Origin of the sequence: Pseudoalteromonas sp. Ld20, from assembly GCF_045064175.1 — a bacterium.
GTDB classification, from domain to species: Bacteria; Pseudomonadota; Gammaproteobacteria; order Enterobacterales; family Alteromonadaceae; genus Pseudoalteromonas; species Pseudoalteromonas neustonica.
In genome coordinates, this window is the sequence record NZ_JBISHB010000043.1 from 326,762 (window position 1) to 349,559 (window position 22,798).

The 22,798-nt window shown below is 36.2% G+C and carries 18 protein-coding genes and 2 pseudogenes; 10 read left to right on the forward strand and 10 right to left on the reverse strand.

The annotated features are described in order from the left end of the window. Positions 1-19: 19 nt before the first annotated feature. A complete protein-coding gene (gene mraZ, locus ACJJVX_RS18580) occupies positions 20-478 on the reverse strand; it encodes a division/cell wall cluster transcriptional repressor MraZ (protein ID WP_054206645.1) in 459 nt (152 codons plus the stop codon). A gap of 566 nt (positions 479-1,044) precedes the next feature. On the opposite strand from mraZ, the gene ACJJVX_RS18585 reads away from it, so the two are divergent. The 4 genes from ACJJVX_RS18585 (at position 1,045) to ACJJVX_RS18600 (ending at position 5,474) form a co-directional block, all read left to right on the forward strand. Further along, positions 1,045-1,383, forward strand: a complete 339-nt coding sequence (locus ACJJVX_RS18585) for a hypothetical protein (RefSeq protein WP_054206646.1) — start codon at positions 1,045-1,047, stop codon at positions 1,381-1,383. 5 nt (positions 1,384-1,388) lie between these two features. Further along, entirely contained in the window at positions 1,389-1,832 is a 444-nt protein-coding gene (locus tag ACJJVX_RS18590) for a phage holin family protein (RefSeq protein ID WP_054206647.1), read from the forward strand. Positions 1,833-1,852: 20 nt separating this feature from the next. Beyond that, positions 1,853-2,110 carry a hypothetical protein gene (locus ACJJVX_RS18595; protein ID WP_054206648.1) on the forward strand — a complete coding sequence of 86 codons (258 nt, stop codon included), beginning with the start codon at positions 1,853-1,855 and terminating at the stop codon, positions 2,108-2,110. 355 nt (positions 2,111-2,465) lie between these two features. Then, a complete protein-coding gene (locus tag ACJJVX_RS18600) occupies positions 2,466-5,474 on the forward strand; it encodes an EAL domain-containing protein (RefSeq protein ID WP_405632996.1) in 3,009 nt (1,002 codons plus the stop codon). Between the two features lie 262 nt (positions 5,475-5,736). Here the strand turns inward: ACJJVX_RS18600 and ACJJVX_RS18605 are convergent, their stop codons facing one another. Beyond that, entirely contained in the window at positions 5,737-6,711 is a 975-nt protein-coding gene (locus ACJJVX_RS18605; protein ID WP_054206650.1) for a YihY/virulence factor BrkB family protein, read from the reverse strand. A 136-nt stretch (positions 6,712-6,847) separates the two neighbouring features. On the opposite strand from ACJJVX_RS18605, the gene ACJJVX_RS18610 reads away from it, so the two are divergent. Then, positions 6,848-7,963 carry a mechanosensitive ion channel family protein gene (locus ACJJVX_RS18610; protein WP_405632861.1) on the forward strand — a complete coding sequence of 372 codons (1,116 nt, stop codon included), beginning with the start codon at positions 6,848-6,850 and terminating at the stop codon, positions 7,961-7,963. 233 nt (positions 7,964-8,196) lie between these two features. Beyond that, positions 8,197-8,866: pseudogene (locus tag ACJJVX_RS18615) on the forward strand (YoaK family protein). 373 nt (positions 8,867-9,239) lie between these two features. Here the strand turns inward: ACJJVX_RS18615 and ACJJVX_RS18620 are convergent. Together ACJJVX_RS18620 and ACJJVX_RS18625 are read right to left on the reverse strand one after the other, a co-directional pair. Then, positions 9,240-9,938: an HNH endonuclease gene (locus ACJJVX_RS18620; RefSeq protein ID WP_405632862.1), complete on the reverse strand. Its 699-nt coding sequence runs from the start codon at positions 9,936-9,938 to the stop codon at positions 9,240-9,242. Positions 9,939-10,060: 122 nt separating this feature from the next. Continuing rightward, positions 10,061-11,230 (reverse strand): hypothetical protein, encoded by a 1,170-nt coding sequence (locus ACJJVX_RS18625; RefSeq protein ID WP_405632864.1) that lies wholly within the window; start codon positions 11,228-11,230, stop codon positions 10,061-10,063. A gap of 302 nt (positions 11,231-11,532) precedes the next feature. Between ACJJVX_RS18625 and ACJJVX_RS18630 the strand changes: the two genes are divergently transcribed. Next, positions 11,533-12,003 carry a hypothetical protein gene (locus ACJJVX_RS18630; RefSeq protein ID WP_405632866.1) on the forward strand — a complete coding sequence of 157 codons (471 nt, stop codon included), beginning with the start codon at positions 11,533-11,535 and terminating at the stop codon, positions 12,001-12,003. A gap of 7 nt (positions 12,004-12,010) precedes the next feature. Here ACJJVX_RS18630 and ACJJVX_RS18635 read toward each other — a convergent pair whose 3' ends face one another. The 5 genes and pseudogenes from ACJJVX_RS18635 to ACJJVX_RS18655 all read right to left on the reverse strand — a co-directional run bounded on the left by ACJJVX_RS18635 (position 12,011) and on the right by ACJJVX_RS18655 (position 17,485). Next, positions 12,011-13,129, reverse strand: coding sequence for an ISAs1 family transposase (locus ACJJVX_RS18635; RefSeq protein ID WP_405632868.1), 1,119 nt, complete (start codon positions 13,127-13,129; stop codon positions 12,011-12,013). A gap of 100 nt (positions 13,130-13,229) precedes the next feature. Further along, entirely contained in the window at positions 13,230-15,224 is a 1,995-nt protein-coding gene (locus tag ACJJVX_RS18640; RefSeq protein WP_405632871.1) for an AAA family ATPase, read from the reverse strand. Positions 15,225-15,231: 7 nt separating this feature from the next. Then, on the reverse strand, positions 15,232-16,131 hold the full coding sequence (locus tag ACJJVX_RS18645; RefSeq protein ID WP_405632872.1) for a tyrosine-type recombinase/integrase: 900 nt from the start codon (positions 16,129-16,131) through the stop codon (positions 15,232-15,234). A gap of 95 nt (positions 16,132-16,226) precedes the next feature. Then, positions 16,227-16,331 (reverse strand): annotated as a pseudogene (locus ACJJVX_RS18650) (hypothetical protein); the annotation flags it as partial. A 119-nt stretch (positions 16,332-16,450) separates the two neighbouring features. After that, positions 16,451-17,485: a phospholipase D-like domain-containing protein gene (locus ACJJVX_RS18655; RefSeq protein WP_405632874.1), complete on the reverse strand. Its 1,035-nt coding sequence runs from the start codon at positions 17,483-17,485 to the stop codon at positions 16,451-16,453. A 226-nt stretch (positions 17,486-17,711) separates the two neighbouring features. Between ACJJVX_RS18655 and ACJJVX_RS18660 the strand changes: the two genes are divergently transcribed. The 3 genes from ACJJVX_RS18660 (at position 17,712) to ACJJVX_RS18670 (ending at position 20,758) form a co-directional block, all read left to right on the forward strand. Next, positions 17,712-18,557: a hypothetical protein gene (locus tag ACJJVX_RS18660; protein WP_405632876.1), complete on the forward strand. Its 846-nt coding sequence runs from the start codon at positions 17,712-17,714 to the stop codon at positions 18,555-18,557. Between the two features lie 59 nt (positions 18,558-18,616). Next, positions 18,617-20,005: a reverse transcriptase domain-containing protein gene (locus ACJJVX_RS18665; RefSeq protein ID WP_405632878.1), complete on the forward strand. Its 1,389-nt coding sequence runs from the start codon at positions 18,617-18,619 to the stop codon at positions 20,003-20,005. Between the two features lie 159 nt (positions 20,006-20,164). Next, positions 20,165-20,758 (forward strand): SLATT domain-containing protein, encoded by a 594-nt coding sequence (locus ACJJVX_RS18670; RefSeq protein WP_405632880.1) that lies wholly within the window; start codon positions 20,165-20,167, stop codon positions 20,756-20,758. Between the two features lie 22 nt (positions 20,759-20,780). Here ACJJVX_RS18670 and ACJJVX_RS18675 read toward each other — a convergent pair whose 3' ends face one another. After that, on the reverse strand, positions 20,781-22,673 hold the full coding sequence (locus tag ACJJVX_RS18675) for a DUF3258 domain-containing protein (protein WP_405632883.1): 1,893 nt from the start codon (positions 22,671-22,673) through the stop codon (positions 20,781-20,783). Positions 22,674-22,798: the final 125 nt, after the last annotated feature.

The following is a 22,798-nucleotide window of genomic DNA, read 5'->3' on the forward strand; positions in this document are numbered from 1 at the left end:
TGCCTTTTTTATTGTGTGATCAGAGCGAGAAATTATCTAAATCAGGGGTTGATTCAAAATCACCGAGTCGCTCTATTTCGGTGTCTTGGCGCATTTGCTCATGCCAACGCTCTTCATCCCAGATCTCAAATTTATTCATCAAACCGACCAACATGATTTTTTTGCCTAAATCTGCATGAGACCGTAACGACGGTGCCAATAGTATTCGGCCATTTTTATCTAGTTGGTACTCAGTTGCATTACCTAACAACATTCGTTGCATGCGTCGTGCACGTGGATTCATATTGGAAATTTTAGCTAATCGATCTTCGATATCTTGCCACTGTGCTAATGGATACAACCATAAGCAGGGCTCATTCAATGCCACAGTACAGATCACAGTCCCCTGATCTTCAGACAATAACGAGTCTCGGTATTTAGTAGGTACCGCAAATCGTCCTTTGTCATCCAAACTCAGTGAACTCGCACCGCGAAACATATAAAACCTATTCTAATAATTTATAATTAACCGATTTCGATTACTTTGATCCAATTTGATCCACTAAAAACCACTTTTTACCACAGTGCTCCAGTTTAGGGCTTGACAAGGAGTTTTGTCAAGTCAGCAAAATCCTATAATTGACTGTTAAAGCCAGAAAAAATAAGGGCTCGCGCAAAGCTACTGAATTACGTGGGAAAATGTGGAGAACAATAAAAAAATAAATTTGATCATCAAATTCAGTAAACTTTTCACCGCTGATGTAGACTGAATAATCTATGAATAATTACAAATATTTCCCTTCTTAATTCCTCATGCTTTAATTGTTTCGATTAAAGTTTAAACAAATCAACATTATTCTCTCACTGAAGTTGTGAATGTCTGCATTTGTAATCACTTTGTAAAATTTACCATTACAGTGAAACTGTTACTCACTCATAATTTTAAATATTATGTATTTGTCTGAACGAAAATCGTAATACACTGATTTTAAATAATAATATAAAAATAATATGGCTGGTCTAAAGCTTGCTTATTCTAAAGCACGATTAATTTATTAAGGAATAATGATGACTACATCAGCAACTAACTCAACAACGGCAACCAATAGTAAAGCAACTGTAAACTCAGCAGTGCCTGAAGCACCATTAACAGAGAAAGCAACGTCAGCAGCTCATCAAGCTGTTGATACATTGTCTTCAAAAGCAGCTGCTGCAGAATTAAACATTCGCAAAGGCGCATCTACTTCAGCAGAAACTTTATCTGAAAAGCAAAAACTAGCGCAAGATAAGATCACTGAATACAGTGGTAAAACACGCAAGTTAGCGTCTGAAAACCCGTTAGCGACAGCAGGTATTGCATTTGCTGCTGGTATGTTAGTAACCGCGCTAATTCGTCGTAAGTAGCCGTTATGGACCAAGATACCGATACGGTAAATAAGCAGCATCGTGCCACTGATCCAGCCGCTAAAAGCGCTGATCAGTGGCAAGATCACCTTGTTAAACTTTCGCAGTATGGTGAGCAAATTTATCAGGACTATCGCCAACAAGCTGGTACGTGCAAAGAGCTAGCAAGTGCAGAATGGCGACTGTCTACACGCTCATTAGCGTTGACCATTATTTTATTGGTTAGCTTTGCTGGAGGCTTAGTATTACTGTGGGCTGGTTTATTGGCAACAATCGGGCTCGCTATTTTTGCATTCAGTCAATCTATTTGGCTCAGCGCGGCTTGTTTAATTGTTTTACAGTTACTGTGTTTAGCATGGCTGTGGAAAAATATTGGCTACATTAGTGAAAAAATTGGATTTGACAAAACAGCACGTAGTATCAAACAGCTGCTTAACATCAATAAGTAATAAATTTCTTGGAGCTTGTTATGATCATTGATTACTTCATTCAAAAGCCGAACCGTAAAGTCACCCATTTAAGTCAAAAAATGGATGCTCTCGATGGCTTAAAAAAGCAACATCAGCAAGCATTTAACTACAGACTAAAGCGATTTTTAGTAAGTAATGTAGGTATTGGAAGTGCATTTACAGCAGGTGCTGGGTATCAAGCCCTTAAATCTAGTGAGAAGCACAAAAGTACCGCTAGCAAAATAAGTAAACTAACGTGGCTACTGCGTTTACTATAATAAAGTACGCGCCATCAAAATACCTTATTGAATTTCAATCAATGATATTACTTAATTATAAAATGGGTAATAACACATCAACTATACGATTATTTAAATTCAACAATAACTTATCATTATTTAAAGGGCTTTGATGCACCAAAATTAGTAACATTGTATTATATAAAGTAACATCAATCATTCGTTTTAAATGAATATTCACTTAACCTTATATAATACGTGGTTATTTTTTACATTATTGGCTACAATTTTGAATTGAGTGCAAAGTTAGAAGAGTATCATCATTTTTTCGTCGTCATTAAAACATCGCCTTTACCGTTTGTTTATATTGTTAAGCTTGCCTGGTATTGTCGTGATGCTGTTTAGCCTTTGGCATGCAAAGGAAACTGCACTACAGGAGAGTCGCTTTCAGGCATTAGCTATTGCTGAACAACTTGCCACCCAACAGACTGAGATACTTAACGAAATTGAAATATTCACAACACAATTAGCCAGCTTAAAAGATTTTAGCTCACCGCTTATATCCGAATGCCCGTATTACTTAACAAAAGTCCAAGCACTTAAGCCTGAAATTGCGAATATTGGTATTACTAACTTAAAAGGTGATCCACAATGTTTATTAAAAGGCGTTAAGGAAGAGATCAACATTGCTGATCGTGAATACTTTCAAAATGCGCTAGAAACTAAAAATTTTGCGATTGGTTTTTTTCAAAAAGATCGTAGCTTAGATACATTAACTGTAAACTTTGCTTACCCACTTTTAGATGATAAACAAACACCATATGGCGCTGTTGTTACAGTAATAACATTAGATTGGTGGAGCCAAAAACTCGCAAACTTCCACTTACCACCCAATGCAATTGCAGTCATCACGGATAGCCATGGCCGAATTATTGCCAATTATCCCAATGATCCTAGTTTATTTGGCGCAAATGTTAGTCATTATGGTTTTAGTATTGAGCAACCAGCAGTAAACAACATTGTTGATTTTAAAGGTGTAAACCATGTTTTACATAGTCAAGTAATGTACCAAGATGAAGTGAAAAACACCTTAAATGTGTATGTTGCGATCCCCTTTAACAATGCAATAAAAGAAGCCAATCATCTATTTTTAAATACTATTTTTGCTTTTATTTTCATGATTTTTATATTGTGCATATTTGCCCATATACGATTAAAGCAATCAGTATTAACACCCATTGCCCGCCTAACTACGGCGATTAAAGAACTGGCATCTGGACAATTACCAAAGCAATTTAGCCTAAACAGCCCTGAGCTAAACACGTTATACACACACTTTGAAGAAATGGCACAAACGCGCCTAAACGCAGAAGCTAATGTAAAACGCCAGCATGATGAACTAAGTAGCTTATTAAACGCTTTGCCCGACATTTATATTAGGGTAAACGTTCATGGTGAAGTACTTAATTTAGGTGGCCAAATATCACAGCTCAACACCCCAGTTTTTACTCGTTCTAAACTGCATTTACGCGATATTTTAGACGAAGAAAAAAGTAAGCAATTACTTAAAAATTTACCTGCAAAAAATGAAACCACCTATTTTGAGTTAACCGAAAATAACACCACTGCAGAGCATATTTTTGCGGTGCGTATTAGCGCAAAACAAAACAGCAATGAATACACTATAGTTTTACAAGATATTAGTGAACAAAAACAAGCTGCAAAAGCCTCTCACCTCGCCTCACTTGTTTATTCAAACAGCAGTGAAGGCATGGCGATCACTGATCCAAACGGCATGATTTTAGATGTAAATCCCGCTTTTTGTAAGGTAACCGAGTACAGAAAAGAAGAAGTACTGGGCAAAACCACCGCAATCTTAAGCTCAGGAAAACACACAAAAGCGTTTTATTATGCAATGTGGCAGGAAATACAAGAAACAGGACGCTGGCAAGGTGAAGTAATTAATCGACGTAAACATGGCGAACTGTTCACCGAATGGCTTACTATCGATACCGTATACGATGAATATCACCAACCCCAGCGCCGTGTTGCTATTTTTACTGATCTTACCGAGAAAAAAGCTGCGGATGATTTAATTTGGCACCAAACTCACTTTGATCATTTAACCAACCTGCCAAATAGAATTGAGTTAAAAGAACGACTAAATTTACGCCTCAGTACACATTGCAATCCCACAGAGCCGCTAGTGTTAATGTTACTAGATCTCGATCACTTTAAAGATATAAATGATACTTTAGGCCATTACTATGGTGATGAGTTACTTAAGCTCATTGCTACTCGGCTACAATATGCGATAGCTGATCTTGACTTTATTGCCCGCATTGGTGGTGATGAGTTTGTTATGGTGCATACCAAATTAGTAAGCGATGCTCATATTAAAAAGGTCGCCAATGATGTGCTCAAAGCGATGTCAAAACCATTCCATTTAGAGAATGAAGAAGTGTATATAGCAGCCAGTATCGGTATTGCAATTGCTCCAACTGATGGTGACACTTCTGAACTGCTGTTAAAAGCAGCCGATCAAGCTATGTATCAAGCCAAGCAAAATGGCCGAAACTGCTTTGCGTTTTTTAACTTAAATTTACGAGAGCAAGCACAAGCTAGAATGAATTTACTAAAAAACATTCGCAGAGGCATTGAGAAGCAACAATTTGATCTTTATTATCAACCTATTGTTGATCTTGATTCTGGGACGATCCACAAAGCTGAGGCCTTGATCCGCTGGTTGCACCCAAGACAAGGAATTATTAGCCCCGCACAATTTATACCTCTTGCTGAAGAGTCTCGCTATATTAATCCTCTGGGGCAATTTGTTTTCACCAGAGCATTACAAACACTCAATATATTACGCGAAAAAATAGACCCTAATTTTCAGTTAAGTATTAACGTCTCACCCGTACAATTTAGCTGCCTTGATAGTGGTATTGATCAATGGCCTGCGCTACTTGAAGCAGCCAATTTACCACCTAGCGCCATTGTGGCAGAGATCACCGAAGGACTAATGATCACGCCAGAGCATTTAACCCAACAAAGGCTCAAATCGCTAGTGCGTTCAGGTATGGAGCTTGCTTTAGATGATTTTGGTACTGGTTACTCATCCCTTGCTTATTTACAGCAAATGGACGCCGATTACCTAAAAATAGACAAATGCTTTGTTGATAACATTCATGCTAATAACCAAGAGCTCGCGCTATGTAAGGCCATAATAACTATGGCGCACCAGTTTGGTTTAAAAGTGATCGCTGAAGGGATTGAAACAACCGAACAACGCCACCTATTAATGGAACTTGGCTGCGACTATGGCCAAGGGTACTTATTTTCAAAACCATTACCTGAGCCAGAATTTATCGCCCTACTCAATAATTCAAAAACAAATGATTAGGGCGTGTTGACCTTTCGTGATTGATTTTGCAGCAGTATGTTTGGTATTTAGGCAAGGCAGAGCCTATGTCGTGTGGTTGTTCCCCATAAATAGGTGATAACGCAGTATAAATACCAAACATGCGCTGCCCAAAGGGTTCTTCCTAGGGGCGATTGACTCTTTGTTACTCGGTTTTTACTTAGCCCGCTAGGTTACAAACCTCGCGCCGCGATTAAATCGCCCCTAGGTTGAACAAATTTCAATCCACAAAGGTCAACACGCCCTAATCAACCCTATTTTTCTTTTGTAAGGTGGTTAGTCTGTCAGCCACAAAAGCGCCCCGTTCACCCACATCTTTAGCGGGGCCAATAGTGCTATCAAACATTGTTTGCTGCTCTGCGCATGCATTGATAGCTGCACCAAAAATGATAATATAAGCACTGATGTACAACCACATTAGCATGATCACAACGCCCCCCAGTGACCCATAAGTTTCGTTATACGAAGCAAATTTAGCAACATAAAACGAAAAACCCAACGAAGCTACTATCCACAACACCATCGCAATTAAAGAACCCGGTGTTACCCAGCGCCATTTAGCCGCTTTTCTATGGGGCGCATAACGATACAAGCATGCCAATGCAAAATTAAAAACAAGCGCCAATAATGGCCATGAGACTAATTGAATGACAATATCGACCTGTTGAGTTAACCCAACCAAATTAAGTGCTATAGGTAAAATACCGATAATGAGCAGCGCGATGACTGCAACCATAATCGCACCCACAGAAAATATAAACCGTACAATCAATGCTTGAAAAAACGCCCGTTTATTATGCTCATGGTAAGTAATATTACATGCCGTAATTAATGCTTGGCAGCCTTTACTGCTACTCCATATAGCAAGTAACAAAGTACCTATGGCGCTTATACTTAAAGTGGTATGCGACTTTTGACTCACAGCAGTCACTTGTTCAAGCACAATGTCACGACTACTAGGCGGTAACAATGTGATAAATTGGCTTAAATGTGCTGATATTTCAGCTGGTGATGAAAAGTAAGCATAAACAGATACCAACGCAGCAATCGCAGGAAAAATAGCCAACAACGCATAAAATGCGACCCCCGCAGCCACAAACGATAAATTATCTTGTGACAAACTAACATAAACTCGCTTAGTAATGTCCCACCAACCAAGTATAGGTATAGAGGTAGGCGTACGAGCTTGATGACCTCTTTTATTTTTCGCAGTATGCATTTTATACCTCATCACATTTTAAACTGTGGTTAAAGTTAATACGTTTAACCTGCAACAAACTTGCCATTAAATTATGGTCTATTATTTGCACTTACACATCAACAATCAGACCTGCCACCGCAAGGGATTTGTATCAATGAATAATTTTTTTATATTTATAAATCAGTTTGTTAAGTTAATAGAGAAGGACTCAACCAAGCTGAAAGTAGAGCAGCCTTGGCAGTTCACAGCCCAAGGGTTCAGCGAGCAAATAACGCACTTTTTACAGACTACGGCGCAAATGTTACCCGCACTCATATTGGGTATACTTGCGATCGTAAGCTGTTATTTTTTAGCAAAGCCCTTATCTTACTTATTACTTAAGCCTTTAGGGTACGTAAGTGAAAGCCGCTTGTTGCATGTAGTCACAAGACGGTTCATTAGTACTTTAATCATATTATTTGGCATTTATTTATTTTTAAGGCTCGCTGGTTTAACTCAATTTGCCGTCGCGGTAATGAGCGGAACAGGCCTTCTCGGTTTAATTTTAGGGTTTGCATTTAGGGATATCGCCGAAAACTTTATTTCAAGCATGTTACTAAGCGTACAACGCCCTTTTAAAATAGACGACGTTATTGAGGTAGACGGTCGCCTAGGTGTTGTAAAAAAAGTAACTGCGCGTGCAACAACCCTTGTTGATTTTGATGGTAACCATATACAAATACCTAACGCGAGCGTTTATAAAAATGTTATTAAAAACTTAACAGCAAACCCCAAAATGCGAGGTCATTTCTCAATAGGAATTGGCTACGATAATGATATTCGCACCGCACAAAGCCTTGCTATTAGCACAATATCAGAGCAAACCGCAGTGCTTAGCGATCCACCCCCTCAAGTATTAGTTGATAACTTAGGCTCAGCCACCATCAACTTTACCGTGTACTTTTGGGTCAATAGCGAACAACATAGTGTTGTAAAAGTAGCTTCACAACTCATGCGAGAATTAATCAATAACTTTACTCAACATCAAATAAGCATGCCTGACGATGCCAGAGAACGCGTACTGCTTAATAGCCAAGGTGAAGATATTTACCCCCCAGCAATAGCACCTAAAACAGCGGCAACAGAAACCACAAACACGAAACCCCACATTAAAAAACGTGCAACAACACAGCATGAACACGGTATTGACGATGTAAGCAGTGATACTGATGATATTCGCGAACAAGCCGGTGAATCTCGTGATCCCGAACAAGGTAATAATATTATTTAAATTTTAAAGGGTTAAAAAATAGCGGTACTTCACTATAAAACAGCAGACACAAAAATGGACGTAGATTATTTACTTTCAAAACCAATAGCGGAACAGGCGTTTTTGGCACTTGCAAAAAGCGCGCAATCCTTGAATAAAAAGCCGTTGAATACGAATTGAATGGATGCAAAAATTAGATTCAGGTTGTGTAATAAATAACGAACTGATAACTCATTTTAATATAACTATTAACTGTGATTTCAAAATTACCTCGCTGGGTAGAGGCTGGATCTTTTTTTACTTGCTCTGGTTGCAGGGCTTGTCAATTCGATTGGGTTATTAGGCTTCAAACATCAATCAATTTCGCACCTATCTGGCACCGCAACTCAACTTGGCACCAGTTTTGTTATCACTAATGTGGCTGACACCTTACATTTAATTTTTATTTTGCTTAGCTTTATTATCGGTGCAGCACTATCAGGCGCATTTTTACCAAGTGGCGCACTTAAACTCAGCCATAACTACAACGGCTTACTATTATTTGAAGCCACTCTGTTAGCAAGCTCAGTGTATTTTCTATCTGATAGTTCAATGATCGGCCACTACCTAGCATCAGCAGCATGTGGGTTACAAAATGCATTAGCCACAACTTATAGCGGCGCAGTTATTCGTACCACTCATGTTACCGGCATCTTTACTGATCTAGGGTTAATGCTTGGTGCAAAATTAAGAGGCGTACCCTTTGATAAACGCAAAGCACTGTTGTTTTTACTGATCATCTCAGGATTCATTTGCGGTGGCACATTAGGTGCTTATGCATTCCAGTTTTATAAATTTAACGCACTCTTTATCCCCGCAACCATCTGCCTAGTATTAGCCCTCAGCTACTCAGTGTTTAAAGCTATCAATAGTAAAAAAACTTAAGTCATGTGCAGAAAGTAAATTAACGTTAATATGTATTAACGTTAGCCGCGTGACCAAATTGCCTTTTAAAGCTCACTTCTTTTGTAACCTGCCTAGAAACTCACTTTCACTCTTATGGCTTATGGCTTATGGCTAAAATCTGATAGCAAATTTCAAGCACAAAAAAGCCCGCAGCGTTAACTGCGGGCTTTTTATTGAATGAGTGAGTCAGCCTATAAGTTAACAGGGAGACTTTAGTATAAACTTATAAATCAATACGTTATTTTTTTTAGTAAGTGTGAATATACAGATTTTGGCACAGTATTTGGCACAGTTCTAATGTAATTATTAAGCTTAACATACTACTCTAACTGAATAGGAGCAAACTGGTAGTCTAGCCAAAATGTTGTTCCCTGTGGCAATTAGGGCATAAAGCAATTGCATTTTCTACAGTATCTTCTCCACCTTTAGACAAAAATATCTTGTGGTGTACTTCCAGATATGGGCTGCCATCACTTCTTCTATTGAATGGCGCAGCTTCTCGACATAACTCACAGATATCACCAGCTCTTTCAAGAACCTCTGCGACAACATCTGGGTTACGATCAAACAAAGCTACAGTTGCGTAGTATTGTCGGGGAATTTTAGGGGATTTGGCCAATCGTTTTTTTCGTTCAGTCATCCCTTCTTCAGTACTTTTCTTCACACGCTCTTTGAATTGCTCTTCCCAAGTCTGCTGAGAAAAAGCAAAACTAGCATATTTTAACGATTCCATATGTTCAATTAATTTTGGTATATCAAATGAACTTCTAATAAAGATTTCTGGCTGCAACCACGTTCCATTAGCTAACAATAGGTTAACCTTCACACTACCATCACCTTTAGCTGTAATAATCGTGTATTCACCATTTTTTTTATCATTGTACCTATATTCAGGAGGAGTAAAATCAACATATCCACTATTGTCATGCAAATATGCAATATTTAGTCTATTTACAACCTCAAGAAAAAGAATCGACTTACCTGGATTGTCTAGCAACCACCGATATGCCCTAGGTTTACTTTTTATATCGTTAGTTCGTTTAGAATTCATGACTTCCCCCAAAGCTCAATTGGTCTCAGTCTATAGTGGACAAAATTAATTGACCACTACATTTTAAAGATTTAACAATTATTCATTGGAGTCTTACTATCATTGTTAAATAGTCACTAATATCATGGATTAAAAAGAAGTTTTTGTATAGCTCTTAGCTCATTTCGAGTTGAGCCAATTAACTTCTCACCAAGGAAACCTTTTTCAACTGATTGTAAATTTCGTCTAAGTTGCCTCTTTTCTGTTTCACTACCTAGAGATGATCTCGCAGCTGTTACACCTAATTGTTTAATTAAATAATACTCCGAGATACTTAACCGTTCTTTTAATCCTCTTCGACTATATCTTCTTAAGTCAGGTATTCGATTAAAAATATCGAATAATGATTCTAAATCAATCTCAGAATTAAGCTTTTTCAATTGGATTTCGCACCTAGTAATTGGAACTTTAGATTTCAAGTTTTGCTCACGCAATTTGTTGTATACCTGAAGCCTTTTACCGCTTTTGCCATATACTTTAGTTTCTACCTCACCTTTATAGTCGAGGTACAAAGTTATATTCCGTGAGCGATTAAGGTTTAAATGGAAATTTTTTACTTTAATTCCCTTTACATCAATCGCAAAATCTACCCTTAATAACTTTGATGTTCTGATTAACCTTTCATAACTCGGGCCACTTACAAACTTTAATAGCGAAAAAATCTTTGTTAGAAAACTCAAATCGGTTTTTGCAGGATTGAATGTACATTTCATATAAGAAACATTTTTCTTTCTTGGCATATAATAAAACGCAATATGCTGACTTTTATTACTAACTCTACACTTATATATTCGAGTATCCCTAATGTTATTTGAACTACAAAGCTTCTCTCGTAAGAGATGCTTTATAAAATCATTACCTAAATCATCAGGAACTTTTAATGAAAATGATAACTTATCTAAAAAACCACTTTCACTTTTACAGTATTGGGCATTGAAAAAGTTCCTACTTTCATCTTTATTTTTCGGCTTAACAATTAACATTACACTTGGTTGATAAAAGCATCTATACTGTTTCAACTTACTATATAATGAAATTGGTAAGGCGATTATATCTATTGATTTCATTTCACTTTTAGTTTTTTCTATAAATTTAATTTCATCCATCCATTCATACTCACCACTCTCAAAGTTTAGTATGTATACCTCCCCCTCTTTATTAATGCGATTAGAAATATACTTAAAATTAATTTTATAATCATCATGTCCGTTAACTACTATGTTATAGAAGTCAGGTGAAATATTATTACTCATAAAAAAGACCTTTTAATTTATTCGGTCTTTCTTTTTACAGATTCAAAAAAGTACTAATCTAGTAACGTTTAAAAGCTTAAAACAATTAGACCAAATAACGTTCCGGAACTACTAACATCCCAAAAATAAAAAGCCACCAAGACGTTCCGGAACGCAATAAGTACCGAACAACCGAAAGCATTCCGGAACTGCACCGTGATAATATGAACCTAAAATTTCAGTGGCCTTTAGCATAAAAATACAATTGCAATTGCGTTCCGGAACACTTAAAGTGACTATAAATTGACTATGATGAGAAATTTATGGCAACTGGTAGAAAAGACATTTCATTATTAGAGTTTTATATTGCTTGTGATTATTTACTTAAAAAGTTAGATAAGTATGAAAAAATTCATAACTATCTAAGCAGCCTTGCTCGAAAGAAAAGCAGAATAAAAGATGAAGATAAAAACCGCTTATCTGAAATTGCAAACAAAAACCTAGATGAATCAAAATTCAAACGGACGATAAAAAAAATATCCCCCAAGTTTATAGATACATGCGAAAAAATAAATAAAAACAAAGATAATGTAGACAATAATGATTGGAAATTAATTCAGACAAATTTAAGAAAGTTAAAGTACAGAAAAAACACAACCAGCATAGTTATTTCAACTGAAATATACGAAGATTTAATATCACTAGCAGATAGTAACTACTCTAACGAGTTAATTTACAATAACACCTTAATAAAAAAACTAATCAAAAGGTCCAAAAGCAGGGCAAGAGCATGAAAAAAATCTATGATTTCAATATCTTTTCAAGGTAATCTGTACTGCGCATAGCTTTTTTCTGTTTTGCGGGCATGCCTTTATTAAAGCTTGTTTCTGCTTTTAGCTGATTAAATGCGATGTGTCTCAGCCCCGCAAATACAGGTGCTGCACCTTCACGCCTAATTCGGCAATCATCTTCTTTAAATCCGACATCTAAACGCCAATGTAATCCATTCTCTATTTGCCAATGTTGCCGTGCGGATCTTGCGAGTTCTTCCGCCGATAAATATGCTGAACTGATGTAGTATCTATAGCATAACTCATTGCTTACTTTGTTTTTTTCTTTCCTATAAGAAACAATAACTCCCACTGTTTTAGCATCTTTCCAATTGCTCGTTTCTGATAAATCACTTACGTTATGACTAACAGCACAACACCTGAATTCTTCTCTGTTTTTATGATAATCGGCTTCATTAAACAAAACTCCTTCGGACGCTTGTCGTGTGACCTCAGGTAATAAAGCATTCTCTATTTGTGACAGTAGTCCTTTATGGTTCGCTTTTACTGCCAGTAGGTAATCGGCTTGTTTATCCACTATTGTCTCTGCAATTGATTTTTGACACCCCATCGCGTCAATCGTGACTAAGCAGCCTTTTATCTCCAGTAATTCAAGAAGCTCTGGTAACGCTGTTATTTCATTCGACTTTTTATCAACAGGGCATTGCGCCAAAACAACACCATTTTCGCACGCAAATGCACTGACCATATAAAGTGCATCGCGCCTATCTGACTGATTAAATGAACCTTTCAATCGCTTACCATCAATCGCAACTACATCGCCCTGAGTTAATTTAGAACAGTCTTTCATCCAAGAAGAAAAAGAATCTTGAAACTGCGTCATATCAATGCGACTCATCACACGAGCGATTGTGTCATGGCGAGGGATACCTTGCTCAAGAGGAACGTACTTCCTGAGCCAATCTAATCTATCATGGCCAAAATCTTCAATATCTTCCCAGCCTTGGCACCCAGATATGACAGCGCTGACAGCTAAGAATATGATATCAAAAAGTTTATGGACAACTTTACCCTGCTGGCGAGGGTCGTCAATTGATTCGAAATATTTAAATAGTTGAATATCAGGCATGGGGGCTCCTTAAAAAGGAGTATAAGATCATACTTTTAAGTCAAGGTAAAGTTCGTGATCTTGCCCTGGGTCCAAAAGCTAAAATAGTACATACAAGTAATTAAAAACCTATGCGCCGTTTACAATCGCCTTTCAATTTCTGCTCTTCAAACAAAAACTCTAATACTTCACTTGATGTCGGCGCTTTATTCAAAAAACGCATTTTTCGTGCTATTACACTAAAATCACCAGGAGTAATACGATCTAATCCAACCAATTTAGCGCTTTCATTTTTAACCAAAGCTTTTTTATTAGTCAATTTTAGTATCATTCGTGATACTTGATCAGGTGTTAAGTAATCCAGCTCAAGCTTAAAATCACAACGTCGCAATAAGGCTTTATCTAAACGCTTTTTAAAGTTGGTGGCGGCAAAGAAAGGAAGGTCAAACATTTCAAGGTTGCACAATAGTTGGTTTACGGATTGAACTTCCCAGCTATTTGTGGCGCCCTCACGGCTTGAAAATAAGCTGTCGGCTTCATCGATAAATATAGCCGCACCTTCTTCTGTAGCCTGTATAAATAAGTTCTTTATATTTTGTTCACTCTCCCCCACCCATTTACTTAAAATGTCTGAAGCCTGAACGCTAATTAGCTCAAAACCAGCTTCTTGGCATACATGATTAACGAATGCTGTTTTACCTGTACCCGCAGGACCAAATAGTAAGGTTCTCGCACCATGATGGTTATTAAGGGCGTTGGTTATATCATTAAGACTAGAAAATGAGCCCTTTAAGTTAATATTGGTATGATCAAACTTAAGCTCTGGATTGTAATGCATTTGGTTTAAATCAATACCCGATGCAGCCATTATCCCTTCAACATACGAATCTATAAACTCTTGAGCTGCTTCACTCTTATAACCACATAAACTAGCCCCATGGCTGGCTTTACTTATATTCGCCAAGCTTAGGTGTTTGTTCGAAACCACCTTTTCAATAAAGCTTTGGCTTACTTTTAGTTCATTAAAGTACCCTACGGCATGCTCTAAACGCTTTTTCTTCGTTAGCTGGGGCATTTCAAGTACAAAATCAAAACGCCGTACACAACTTTCAGGGATATCTTCAATATGATTCGTTATCCATATGGCTGCACCAGTAGGCTCTTCAATTAAGCTATGCAAAAGCTCTTTTGGTTCACTGGAGCCAAACATGTTTACATCGAATATATCTTCGCATTCATCTATAAGTAACACTCCATCACGGCGTTCCCCCATTAACCTACGTGCCATAGATAAGTTATGAAAGCGGTAGCTAGTTGAAGACTTTGTGCCTAATTGCCTTTCAACTTGTGCATCAACTTCAGAGCTAGATTTAACTTTCATTAAAACTAAGTCAGCATTACTACATAAAGACTTAGCTAATTCAGACTTACCCGTACCTACAGCCCCATATATCATTATATTTAAGCCTTTATTATTTGATCCCTTCCAACCACTTAATAAGTGTTTTAAGTGTAATATATCCCTATGGCCAAAAGAGCTTAACTTGTAACTAGCTGGCTCTTCATTTTTTAAAAATAACCCTAATGCATCTTTAGTCTTGTATTGGAGGCTAGTGAATAAATAATGGGCAAGTGATCTAGGGAGTAATGGCAACTCATAGTCAAAAATGCGGTTTTTATATAATCCAATCGATTCAAGTGCTTCTATACTCTCTTCTAACTCAATCTCCCCAAGCCCTAACAACACACTGAATGCATCTGAATATGAATACGCAGATTTAGTAATAAACTGCTCTATAAACTTAAAAATGGTTGGTTTGAGAGTACCAACAACAATAAACTCAATAAGGGTATTAGCATTGCTTGGCAATCCAATACCTTTGCTAAAATAACGACTGTTTTTTGAAAGTAATTTTTGGTCAAAATCTTTGGTTATTTCTATAAATGAGTCGTATAGGTCATCTAAATCAATGGGTGAATTTGACTTTTTTGAGCCCGATAACTGCTTTACTTCCATAGGGCTATATTGCTCAAACGTATCATCATCAAACAAGCCTGACTCTATTAACTTAATGCCATAATGGCTTGTAAATTGGCTAATTAGCAACTTATTCATAATCACCTCACCCATTCACAGATAAAGTATTAACAGCGCGCTTTAAACTGTCCACGCCACGTTTATCGTATAGCTGTGTGGTAATTATGCTTTTATGCCCTGCCAACTTACTCACAGTAGAAATATCCACACCATTAGCCAATAGTGATGAAATATAGGTTCGCCTCATATCATGGGGTGTAAACTTTTCCCCCAAAACATGATTAGTTCTGGCCGTTACAACGCTATATATAGTTTCAGGAGAAACACCACGACCTTGAATAACTTTACCATTCAAAACCACACAAAATAATGGCCCATCATTTTTACCACGTACCGCTAGCCATGAACTTAAATACTCTAATACCCAAACTGGTAAGTACTGTGCTCTAGTTAGGTTCCCTTTTCCCTTATGGATAACAACTAACCGATCAGCCATTGAAAAATCACCAAGCTTTAAAGCTGAAACCTCAGATCTTCTTAGTCCAGCGCCTGCCATTAAAGCCAATAATGCAATATCACGTGTGCTAATAATTGAAGGTGGTGTGTGGGGCTGTTTTAATATGCTTTTTAGCTGTGTGGCTGTAAGTGACTTACCTTTTAAGCTTGGTTCTATATGAGGGAGTTTAAGTACATTAAACTTTTCTAGTTCGTGCTGCTCAATTAAATTCATTAAAAAAGCAGTTTTAGCTATGGCTTTAATAACTTGAAAAGTAAGTTGGATAGTTCTAGCTGACTTATTATTGAGTACTAAGCTTTGCTTAAGTGTAGATAGCTGCTCAAAGCTTAACTTGTGAAGGGGTAATGCGGCTAGCTTACTATTCAATAATAAAGTGTTTTTAACACTTTTTATCAGTGAAATAACTGCTTTTCGTCCTGTTGGCGCTAAGTTATTTAAGTAGCATTCTGTAGGTGTATAATTAGTCATAGTAGATACCTTTTACATGTAAAGATATAATCGGTATATATGACTAACTACTTAAAACCAGAGCTGTTTTTGACAAATAATGACTATTTATTAAGTTAATTCAAATCTTCGATACAAATCACATTCTCAGCTAAAGCTAGCTTTGTAAGTTGCATTTGCGAGGTTAAATTTAATTTAGTCATTATATTTGCTTGATGAAAATGAGCTGTCTGTGCTCAAAGGTAAACCCTGTTTGCTTGGCGGCTTAGTAATTAAAGTTACAAGTTAATTAACTCTAAAATGCTACTTTTGCGTGCTTGTATTAAAACAAAAAATTTAGTTATGGAGCGCTCACCAAATTAAAGTAATTAAAAACGTGCTCTCGCATATTTTTATACTTTTCTTCACTGATATCTAAAAAAGTTGCCCTAATGTTATGATCTAAAATACTAACTGAGAGATGGTTATCCCTTGGAGTAAACCATTTAACAGGTACTCTCCATTCAGTAGTAAGAGCTGTTTTGCTCAGCTTTTTCTCACTACTTACAATACTTTCTGCTGTTCCTGTTGCTTCTCCAATGGCAATAACTCCTCGGCGATTAGCGTATAAAAAAATAATGTCGCCAGCAGCTACTTTCTTAATATGGCTTATATAATTATAGGTTTCCCACGCCAACGCATAGCCTTTAGAAAGCATAAGCTCTTCATGGTAGTATCCACCGCTATCTGTGCGGTTACCGTTTCTACGATCTGAATTACAGAAAAAGTAATTTTTCTTATTTTCTAAATTTTTAACGAAAATAGAATCCGTTAAGTCAAAACCAAGCTCATCATTTAGCTGTTGTTCTAATTCTAACTCGTTATTTCTTCTTCTTTTAGATGAACGCTCATGTTGCTTTTCAAAGTCTCTTAAAGTTTCAATGATATTTTCTGTTAAAGGTTTTGCCTGTCGCCAACTCTCTTCAAACCAATTAAGTAGTTCTTTTGTTTGCCTACTACCACACGTTACACCAACTTCAACATTTCGATTTAGAGCACTATGAGTCAGGTTTGCAGAGGTTATGATCGCTTGCTGATCATCAAAAATATAAACTTTAGAGTGAAACTTGGGGCTAGTTGGTAAAAATCGAATATTTACTTTTTGCCCTAGAAGAGCACTTAAAGCATTTAAACTTGTCGCTCCACTCAAAATATCATTACCTCGAATAGAAGTAAGAATTCGTACGTTAACTTGATTATTCTTAATGCTGCTAAGTAATTGACTATCAGTAAGGTAAGCAGTTGCTATAGCAATGCTAAAATTAGTTTTTGAAACTAATTCATTCAGCTTATTTTTGTGCTTTCGGCCATTCCCATCTTCAATTAACAGTTCCATGCTTCCTTGCCCACATAAAAGTTTTATTAGTTACTATGACATGAATATAGCAAAAACTAAAAACTCAATTAACGTTAATATGTATTAACGTTAGTTGATATCTAACATAGGTCACTAATTATTTAGAAGTTGCTTGTTTACGCTCATATCATTTACGTGTAACTTTATGCTAAGCATAAAGAAAACTATATATTTACAAAAATAGCTCTTGAACTAAGGACGGTAAATGCTCAACTGCATCTATAAAGAAGATAACTCAATTTGCACAACCACTGATTATGAAAATAGCCCAGATAAATATCGCGGCTTAATTTATTGTATAGAATGCGGTGCGAAAGCATGGTTTACCAAAGGTTATGAAACGCAAAAAATAAACAGAATGGCGTGCTTCGGTGCAAAGCATAAAGATGGCTGTAATGCATCTACCGTAGAGTTTATTTCAGACGATCATGAAGTTAATGAAGGTGATGAATCAAATCAAAATAGCGATATTAGAGTAGATTTAGATAAAGCATCAACACAATCCATATATGTGTCTAATGATAATAACAAACATGGTGATGATGAATCTGAATGGAAAGGCAAGTCCAAAAAAAGAGCTATTGGTAATTCAGATGGTTTTCCTTTAGGAAAGTCTCTTCGTCAACTATTAACCAACCTATGTCGCAATACTGACTACGCCGAAGATGATCAAACGATTACCATCGTAGCTAATTCAGGACGAATAGTTCTCGAAGGCGAACTTAAACAAAACCTAGTAAAAATAGAAAATGTAACTAAAAAACATATTGGTAAAGACTATATCTTCTGGGGAAAGGTCAATAATCTAAGCACAGATAAAAATGGAGACCTTTGGCTCAACTATGGTGATTATAGAACAGAACCTAGTATAGCTCTTAACTCTCGTTTGAAAGAGGAACTGCTCACAAACTTCAAGCTCAAAGATGTGTCTGAACTAGATGGATCAGATATTATCATTGTAGGCCATGTTGGATTTTCCCCCCAAGGGAAAGCAATAATTAAAACAGGCTTTACTAAGTATATGTCATTTAGACGAATTAGAGTTGCTTAGAAGAATGCATTAATTGTTTACTAGCAAAACTTTAAGCCTAAATTTATGGATTTATAAATATGGAAGATTTTGAAAAACAGTTTTTATTTAATTTTTCCCCAGTTAAGTTACAGAGTACTTTTCATGACAAAATAAAAAATAAAACAGGTAAAGGTATCGATGGAGTAAGCAGTGCACAGATAGAAAAAAACCTTGGTTTGATTTCATTAGGAATATCAAAAAAAGTACTGAGCTCTCAATACCGTTTCAGTCCATATTTAGAGATAGTCAAATCTAAAGGCCGAGGGAAAACCCCAAGGATAATATCGAAACCTACCATTAGAGATAAATTAACCTTATGTGCTTTAAAAGATACTCTCCACTACTATTACGACAGCTGTATTCAAAAGCAACTGCCGAATAGTTTCATTAGAGAGATTAAAGACCTAATAAGTAAAAATGACCTTGAAAAAACCCACTACCTAAAAATAGATATAAAAGGGTTCTATGACAATTTAGATCATACGAACCTCTTAGACAATTACTTGGGCGAACTAAATAATGAGCATGCAATAGCTTTAATTCGTCGTGCTATCAAAAACAAGACCGTACCTAAAAACTATAAGAAAAAGGACTCATCAAAATATCATGGAACACGAGGGGTTCCGCAAGGTTTATCTATCTCTAACGTCCTGGCAGGTATCTATATGAGCAGCTTTGACAAGGAACATTCTAAAATAGGTATTAAATATTTAAGATATGTGGATGATATTTTAATATTTGCTCACGAATATGAAATATTAGCCATAGAGGAAAAAATCGATAAAGCTTTAAATAAAATAGGTTTAGAAACAAACGACAAAACTGAAAAAGGTTTAATTTCAAAGCCATTTGATTACTTGGGTTATAAAATCTCATCCGAAAAAATATCTGTCAGGGAGTCTACCATTGATAGGTTTATTAATTCTATTATCGCTATGTTTACAGACTTCAAGTTAAACTTTCATTATAGGGTCGAAAATTCGAAGTGGTTAACAGCTGATCATATGAAAACTCTTTTTTTATTAAATATTAATGAAAAAATTACAGGAGCTATTACTGAAACGAAAAGATATGGGTGGATCTTTTATTTTATAGAAATAACAGATATTCATAGATTACATAAACTGGACTCAATTATTAGTAAACAGTTTTCAAGATTAGAGATGTTCAACAAGCAACCCCCTAAAGAGCTAAAATCACTTGTTAAAAGTCATTATTCTGCTAAATACTCTACTTTTGATGGCTATATACATAACTACGGCGTTTACACATCAACAATTGAAAAAGTTCGTTTTTTAGTTAAATTTGGTTATCTCAATGAGCAAGATACAAAGAACTTTACAGAAGAAGAAATTGCAAGAAAGTTTGAAATAGCTAAAAGTACAAGACTAGTGAAATTAGAAGAAGATATTGGTAACATATCCTAGGTACCCCTCTTGTACGAATGTGCAAGTCCCTATCTTAAGATAACGGGCTAAGGTAATAATATCGGCTTAAGCTGTCTCTAGTTTCTAACTTATACTTATCGTTAGAGAATAACTACTTGAATCACTAGAGGGGTACCCTCACTATTTGGAAAAAATATTATGGATAATAAAGAACTACTAAACAATAGAATTTGGCGAACAAAGGGTTCTAGGTTTAATGCTTACAGAAGGCTAGCGAAGAAAAATAGCACCTTAACATTTGTCACTTCATGTTCATCAATACATTTACTAGCCATTAGCATTCTTCAACTGACCAATCTAGTTACTATATCTGCAAACCAATCACAATGGCTCAGTTTCATATCAATTATAATATCTATTATTATTTTGGCTTATGGTTTATATGAAAATGGCAAAGAGCATGGTCTAAAATCTGAAAGGCACCATTCTTGTGGAATTGAGCTCGACGGCTGTTATTCAAAGTTACAATTCATTAAGGTCGATGAAATAGAAAAAGTTACAGCTATAGCTGATAAGTATAACCAAATAACTGCAAAATATTTACTAAACCATGAAACAATAGATGACCTTTATTTTCAGCTACAAAACCCTGTTGATTTTCCAGATATAGCGAAAGTAAGTACATTTGGAAAACTTAAAATAGAACTAACTTATAAATATTATGACGCTATTATCGGGTTTCTATTTGTAATAATCCCAGTACTCATATCATTAATAATAATGCTTTGTTGATAAGTTTAGAAATATCTTTTGCTTAAAAAGAATTCACTACTTCTGCCAATCTATTCAAACTAGCTCCACCATGCGTATATTTATCTGTTATCCCACCTTTTGAAATTTCATGACCAACTACTTGTTGTATCAATGAAAGATCAAACGAGTGGTTATTTCTTATGTTACTTATGAACGTATGCCTAAAGCTGTGATAGCTACGAAGTTCGTCTAGCTCATTAACGCTAGGTATTTCAAGCTCTACAACCAAACGACCGAACCAACTAGTAATACTCTCAGCCGATGTTATTTCATATAGAATACGTTCTTGAGCTTGATCTACATACTCTAAAAAGCCAAGCTCGATTAAATGCTTATGGATAGGGATTTTACGTTTTGCGTTATTAGTTTTAAGGCGTTGTGATTCGTGTTCATCAGTAACTAGTATGTAGTTAATACCATCTTCAACACGGATATCTGTTTTTCTTAACTGATAAATTTCTGTGCGCCTTGCGCCTGTGTACATAGCTAATAATAATGACCACTTTTGCCACGAGTGTTTTGTTTGCATTGCGAATGCTTCAAACTTAGTAAGTTCTTCACTATTAAAAACACCACGTATACGCTGCTTAAAGTCTCGTTTTATAGTACATGGTGAATGCTGGATATATTCAACAGTATCTCTTTTAGCATACGAGAAAATCCCCTGTAACCACTTGTAATAGCCTTGAACTGTTTTAGGTGTAACTAAGTCAACTTCTGGCACATCAAAGTCTAGGCACTCTTTCAGGCTCATTTTACTGTATGGTGCGCGATTCTTTTTAGGTAGCTGATAACAACGGTCTATAAACCGGCCTATATCACTCGCTTTGTAACTTTCAATTGGTTTATCTTCAGTCAGTAAACACCATATTTCATAATAGCGAGCATATTCTTTTAGAATCCTATCACTTAACCCAGATCTTCCTTTGAGAGCTAAAAACTCAGCATAGACTTCTGAAAATAGTGGGCCATTATTTTGTGGTTCTTCTTGTCGCGGCTGACTCTCAGTTATCGCTTGTGAGCTTTTATTAAGTATTGAATCTAATAAGTGCTGTTGTTCTGCGTCTTTAGTTAAGCATGACGCTAAATATTTAACCTGTAAATTCCTTGAGCTATCTAGCATACTTTTAAACTTCAAATATTCGAGTGAACCATGCTCAAACTCGACACTGTGTTTGTTTAAAGTATCTATTGCATCAATATTATCGGCATAAAAGTTGTCGTTTTCATCGCAGTCATTAAACAAGTCTTCATCTGTTTCAACCTCAGGATCATCAAACATACCAGCGAATAAAAACATCTCTAATTGTCGAGCGAATTGACGCACACTTGTTTGAATCTGCTTATTAGCAATAATCTCTGCATTACTTAAACCAGTATTTTTAAGCGCAATGTACTGAATGACCAAAACAAAAATATTAAGTACTTCATAATCATTACTTTTTAGAGCTTCAACCAACAATTCGCCCGTTTCACCATCTGCAATAGAAAGCATTATCTTTGCCGCAGCTCTTAAATGAGTTGGTGAGTGATTATTTAACGGTTTCGCTTTAATGCCATTTATCGAATGTGCGGTTGAAGCATAGCTTTGCTCTTCTTTGGCTATTATTTTTTTACTTAGCTCGTGAGTAAGTGTTTGCTTCATATGATTTAAAATACTTTTAGCTTGAGTGATTAAAGATTCAGTATCTAGATTGTGTCGTTCACTCGCAAGTATTTTTAGTTTATCTAATTCGGGTTTGATTAATTCAAGGAAGTTTAAAGCATGATGAAGGTGTTTGGTTTTAAGTGAAATGCGTATATCGGAGCCGATAAATTTACGAGGGAAAACATAACGAAAATAGTAACGTTCTTTTCGTAGTATGAGGTGTTCGGGGAGTTTGATATGTCTCATTAAGTTACCTATGTGTAAGTAACGTATTGAGTTTATTTGGCACACTATTTGGCACACTTTTGAAATTTTGTGCCATGAGATTAGTGGTTCAAGCGTAAGCACCTAATAAATTAGATGCTTACGCT